This is a genomic window from Amycolatopsis thermalba (assembly GCF_003385215.1).
GTDB lineage: Bacteria > Actinomycetota > Actinomycetes > Mycobacteriales > Pseudonocardiaceae > Amycolatopsis_E > Amycolatopsis_E thermalba.
This window is the reverse complement of record NZ_PQHW01000046.1, coordinates 43,313-49,312: the sequence shown is the minus strand read 5'-3', so window position 1 is coordinate 49,312 and position 6,000 is coordinate 43,313. Positions and strand designations below refer to the sequence as shown.

Annotated in this window: 3 protein-coding genes; all 3 read right to left on the bottom strand. The window is 70.3% G+C overall.

Features of this window, described 5'->3' with window-relative positions; translation table 11 throughout:
- A partial coding sequence (locus D0D15_RS19315; protein WP_162830611.1) for a DNA gyrase/topoisomerase IV subunit A occupies window positions 1-2,424 on the bottom strand: 2,424 nt, incomplete at its 3' end.
- Between the two features lie 23 nt (window positions 2,425-2,447).
- Window positions 2,448-4,505 (bottom strand): DNA gyrase/topoisomerase IV subunit B, encoded by a 2,058-nt coding sequence (locus D0D15_RS19310; protein WP_094006642.1) that lies wholly within the window; start codon window positions 4,503-4,505, stop codon window positions 2,448-2,450.
- 98 nt (window positions 4,506-4,603) lie between these two features.
- Entirely contained in the window at window positions 4,604-5,251 is a 648-nt protein-coding gene (locus tag D0D15_RS35990; RefSeq protein ID WP_244214973.1) for a TetR/AcrR family transcriptional regulator, read from the bottom strand.
- Window positions 5,252-6,000 lie beyond the last annotated feature (749 nt).

Here is a 6,000-nt window from a genome sequence, read left to right as displayed (position 1 = left end):
GCGGGGGGTGGGCTCCGGGAGTTCCACCGGGTCGCCGGTCTTCGACGCCGCGGCTGGGCGTGGGCCGACCCAGCCGACCGTCAGCCGCGTCTCCCCCTTCAGGAAGCGGTGCGCCCGCACACCGCCGGTCGCGCGGCCCTTCGCCGGGTACTCGGCGAACGGCGTCATCTTCACGCTCGCCCCCGTGGCCGTCACCACCATCGGGTCGCCGTGCTCCGCGTCGTCCGTCCGGATCGCCCCGAAGAACACCACCTCGGCGTCACCGGCGAGCTTGATGCCCGCCATGCCGCCGCCCTTCAACCCCTGCGGCCGCACCAGCGAAGCCGGGAACCGCAGCAGCGACGCGTCCGAGGACAGGAACGCGAACGTCTCCTCGCCGTCGGCCAGCCACACCGCGCCGACCACCTCGTCGCCGTCCTTCAACCCGATGATCTCGAACTCGTCCGAGCGCACCGGCCAGTCCGGCGCCACCACCTTCACCACGCCCTGCCGCGTGCCGAGCGCGAGCCCCGGCGACCCGGCGGCCTGCTCACCCAGCGGCGCGATCCCGATGACCTTCTCGCCCTTGTCCAGCGGCACCAGCTCGCGCGCGGCCATCCCACCGCGCAGCGACACCGTGCCGCTCTGCTCCGGCAGCACCGGCAACGGCAGCACGTCCGTCTTGAAGGCGCGGCCCCGGCTGGTGACCAGCAGGACCTGGCCGCGCGCCGTCGAGTGCACCATCGCCGCGACCGCGTCGTGCTTCACCCGGCCGTTGCGGCGGCGGCCCTCCGGCGCCTCCTCCGACTCCGCCGCCGTGCGCGCCACCAGCCCGGTGGCGGACAGGATCACCTGGCACGGGTCGTCGGCGACCTCCAGCGGACCGGCCGGCTTCGACGCGGCCAGCACCTCCTTGAGGTCACCGTCGATCAGCGCGGTGCGCCGCTCGGTCTTGAAGTCCCTGGCGATCTTGGCCAGCTCGGCCGAGACGACCTTCTTCAGTTCCTTGTCGTCCTCGAGGATCCTGGTCAGCTCGGCGATCTCGGCGCGTAGCTTCTCCTGCTCGTCCTCGAGTTCGAGCTTGTCGTACTTGGTGAGCCGGCGCAGCGGCGTGTCCAGGATGTAGGTGGCCTGGATCTCGGACAGCTTGAACCGCTTCATCAGGCCGTCCTTGGCCTGCGCGGCGTCGTCGCTGTTGCGGATCAGCCGGATCACCTTGTCGATGTCCAGCAGCGCGATCAGCAGACCCTCGACCAGGTGCAGCCGTTCCTCGCGCTTGCGGCGGCGGTACTTCGTGCGCCGCGTGACCACCTCGTAGCGGTGGTCCAGGAACACCTCGAGCAGCTGCTTGAGCCCCAGCGTCTGCGGCTGGCCGTCGACGAGCACGAGGTTGTTGATGCCGAACGACTGCTCCAGCGGCGTGAGCCGGTACAGGTCGGCCAGCAGCGGCTGCGGGTTGACGCCCACCTTGCACTCGATGACCAGCCGCGTGCCGTTCTCGCGGTCGGTGAGGTCCTTGACGTCGGCGATCCCGGTGAGCCGCTTGGACTTGTTGACCTCCTCGGTGATCTTCTCGATCACCTTCTCCGGCCCGACGCCGTAGGGCAGCTCGGTGACCGTGATCGCCTGGCGGCCGCGGCTGCCGGGCAGCGGGCCGATCTCGACCTTGGCGCGCATGCGGACCACGCCGCGGCCGGTCTCGTACGCCTTGCGCACCTCGTCCAGGCCCAGCAGCATCCCGCCGGTCGGCAGGTCGGGGCCCGGCACGAACTCCATCAGCTTGTCCAGCGTCGCGGCCGGGTGGTTGATCAACCACCGCGCGGCCGCGATGACCTCGCCCATGTTGTGCGGGATCATGTTGGTCGCCATCCCGACCGCGATGCCCGACGTGCCGTTGACCAGCAGGTTCGGGTACGCGGCGGGCAGCACCGACGGCTCCATCAGCGAACCGTCGTAGTTCGGCCGGAAGTCGACCGTCTCCTCACCCAGCTCACCGACGAGCAGCATCGCCTCGGGCGACATGCGGGCCTCGGTGTACCGGGACGCGGCCGGGCCGTCGTCCGGCGAACCGAAGTTGCCGTGCCCGTCGATGAGCGGCGCGTTCATCGAGAAGTCCTGCGCCAGGCGGACCATCGCGTCGTAGATCGCCGTGTCGCCGTGCGGGTGGTAGCGGCCCATCACGTCGCCGACCACGCGCGAGGACTTCACGTACGCGTGGCTGGGCCGGTAGCCGGCCTCGTTCATGGCGAACAGGATCCGGCGGTGCACCGGCTTCAGGCCGTCCCGCGCGTCGGGCAGCGCCCGGGAGTGGATGACCGAGTAGGCGTACTCCAGGTAGGAGTCCTCGATCTCGGTCTTGACCGGGTTCTCGAAGACCTGCGCGCCCGCCTGGTCGAACGCGGCCGGATCGACCCGGGTCACGGCGGTTTTGGATCGGCGTGCCATTGCTGTTGTCTCCTCGGGAAAACTCAGACGTCGATCGCTTCGCGGTCCACGCGGGCGGCGGATTCGACGAGCCAGTTGCGGCGGGGTTCGACCTTCTCCCCCATCAGCAGTTCGAGCGCGGCCTCCGCGGCCTCGGCGTCGTCCAGGGTGATGCGCCGCACCGAGCGGGTCGCCGGGTTCATCGTGGTCTCCCACAGCTCGTCGGCGTCCATCTCGCCCAGGCCCTTGAACCGCGGGACCGGCTTGACGATCTGCTTGCCGGCGGCCTCCAGCTCGGCGACCTTCTGCTCCATCTCGCGCTGGGTGAAGGTGAAGATGGTCTCCGGGTTGCGGCCCTTCGTGACGATCTTGTGCAGCGGCGGCATCGCGGCGAACAACCTGCCGTCCTCGATCACCGGGCGCATGTACTTGGCGAACAACGTGATCAGCAGCGTGCGGATGTGCGAGCCGTCGACGTCGGCGTCGGCCATCAGGATGACCCGGCCGTAGCGCATCGCGGACAGGTCGAAGGTGCGCCCGGTGCCGGCGCCGAGCACCTGCACGATCGAGGCGATCTCGGCGTTCTTCAACGTGTCACCGAGCGAGGCCTTCTGCACGTTGAGGATCTTGCCGCGCAACGGCAGCAGCGCCTGGTACTCCGACACCCGCGCCATCCGGGCCGATCCGAGCGCGCTGTCACCCTCGACGAGGAACAGCTCGCTGCGCGAGATGCCGGTGGTGCGGCAGTCGACGAGCTTCGGCGGCATCGCCGCGCCCTCCAGCGCGGTCTTGCGGCGCGCCGCGTCCTTCTGCTGCTTCTGCGTCAGCCGCACGCGCGCGGCGTCGACGATCTTCTGCAGCACAACCTTGGCCTCGGCCTTGGTCTTGCGGTTCTCGGTCCACTCCTTGAGGTGCCGCTCGACGACACCCTGCACCACGCGCGTGATGCCGGACGTGGACAGCTCGTCCTTGGTCTGCGAGGTGAACTGCGGCTCCGGGATGCGCACGTGGATGACCGCCGTCATGCCCTCGAGCACGTCGTCGAGCGTGGGCAGGTCCTCCTTGGCCTTGAGCAGGCCGCGGGTGCGGGAAATGGCTTCCTGCAACGACTTCGTGGCGCCGCGGTCGAAGCCGCGGCGGTGCGTGCCGCCGTGCACGTTGCGGATCGTGTTGGTGAAGCACTCGACCGTGCGCTCGTACCCGGTGCCCCACCGCAGCGCGATCTCGACCTCGGCGTGACGCTCCACATTGGACCGCATGACGCCGTTGGCATCGGCCGCGTTCTCCTTGTACGCGCCCTCGCCCCGGATGATCAGCGTGCCGGACACCGGTTTCTCGTCCGACGGCGCGAGGAACTCCACCATGTCGGCCAGGCCGTGGGGGAAGTGGAAGGTCTCCTCGCTGATCGACCCCTCGGTGGCGGTGCGCAGCACGTACGTCACGCCCGGCACGAGGAACGCCGTGTTGCACAGCTTCGTGCGCACCTGCTCGACGTCGAGCTCCGCGCCCTTTTCGAAGTACCGCGCGTCGTGCCAGTAGCGGATCGACGTGCCGGTGCGCTCGCCGCGCTTCATCTTGCCCGTGATGCGCAACCCGGGCTGCGGCGTGAACTTCGCCTTCGGGCCCGGCCCGTCGAAGACGCCCGGCGTGCCGTGCGCGAACGACATCTCGTGCACCTTGCCGCCGTTGCGGACCGTCACGTCGAAGCGGTGCGACAGCGCGTTGACCGCCGAGGCGCCGACACCGTGCAGGCCACCCGAGGTCTTGTAGCCGGAACCGCCGAACTTGCCGCCCGCGTGCAGCCGGGTGAGCACCAGCTCGACGCCGGACAGACCGGACTTGGCGTGCACACCGGTCGGGATGCCGCGGCCGTCGTCGTCGACCTGGACGCTGCCGTCGGCGTGCAGCGTGACGACGACCTTCGTGGCGTGACCTGCGACACCCTCGTCGGTCGAGTTGTCGACGATCTCGGTGAACAGGTGGTTGATGCCGCGGCTGTCGGTCGACCCGATGTACATGCCGGGGCGCTTCCGGACCGCTTCCAGGCCTTCCAGGTGGGTAAGGTCGTCGGCCCCGTAGAGAGGCTCAGCAGAAGCAGTCACAGGTTCTTCTCTCCCAGTAGCGATTGGGGTGGGGCGGCACCTCGGCGCCGCGCTTGTGCAGGGTAACGGAGGGCACCGACAATCCCGGGGATTGTGGCCTACTGCCGCCGTGCGGCGTGGATCGCGCCGACGAGCATGTCGAGCTCGGTGTCGAAGACCTCGTCGGCGGTGGCGGCGCGCAGGTGCGGTACCAGTGCTTTCAGTGTAGGCGCTGCCGAGCCGGCCTGTGCTGCTTCGAAGATGCGGGCGTTGCGTTCCGGCGTCGTGGGGTCGCCGTGCACCTCGCGGTGCGCGCGGCCCAGCACGACGTCCAGGAAGACCAGGTAGAAGCGCGCCTGGGCGGGTTCGTCGAGGCCGGCGGCGGCGAGGATCTCCGCGATGGTCTCGGCCAGCCGCAGCCCGCCGGGGCCGTGGTTGCTGCGGGTCATGATCAGTTCGGCGAAGCCGGGGTAGGCGCGCAGTTCGCGGCGCATGCCGTGAGCGAGCGCACGCAGCCGGTCCGGCCACGGGCCGTCGCCGGCTTCCGCGGGGCGGACGTGGTCGGCGGCGATGGCGTCGGCGACCAGGCCGAGCAGCGCCTCCTTGTCGGGCACATGGCGGTAGAGCGCCATGCGGGACGCGCCCACCTCGGCGGCGAGGCGCCGGATGGTCAGCGCGCCGAGCCCCTCGCGGCGGGCGAGGGCGACCGCCGCCACGACGATCTGCTCCCGCTCCAGGCTTCCCCACGCTCGACGTTCGCTGGACACGCCCGCACCGTACTGCGCCGCGCGCGGAACGTGCTTGCGGACAGTGTCCGCAAGTGGGTACGGTTGGTGGCCGAGCGAGTGGACGTGTGGTGGCGGTGCGTGTGGGCCGCTCGTGGCCGTGCGAGAGGGCCAGTGGTGGCGGCGTGAGTGGGCCAGTGGTGGGTGTGCCGCGCGAGTGGACCAGTCATGGCCGCGCGAGAGGGCCAGTGGTGGCCGTGTGAGTGGGCATCTCATGGCAGCCCGAAAGGGCCTGTCGTGAGCGGACGAGCGGGCCGGTTCGTGGGGGCATGAGTGGGCCGGTGGTGGTCGCGTGAGTGGGCCAGTGGTGGCGGCGCGAGTGGGCCAGTGGTGCGTGTGCCGCGCGAGTGGACCAGTCATGGCCGTGCGAGAGGGCCAGTGGTGGCCATGCGAGCGGGCATCTCATGGCAGCCCGAAAGGGCCTGCCATGGCCGCGCGGGCGGGCATCTCAACGCGGCCCGAGAGAGGCTGTCGTGGGCAGACGAGTGGGCCAGTCATCGGTGCATGAGTGGACCAGTGGTGGTCGCGTGAGTGGGCCAGTGGTGGCCGTGCGAGTGGATCGGTCATGGCCGTGCGCGAGGGCCAGTGGTGGCCGTGCCGCGCGAGTGGACCAGTCATGGCCGCGCGCGAGGGCCAGTGGTGGCCGTGCCGCGCGAGTGGACCAGTCATGGCCGCGCGAGAGGGCCAGTGGTGGCCGTGCCGCGCGAGTGGACCAGTCATGGCCGCGCGAG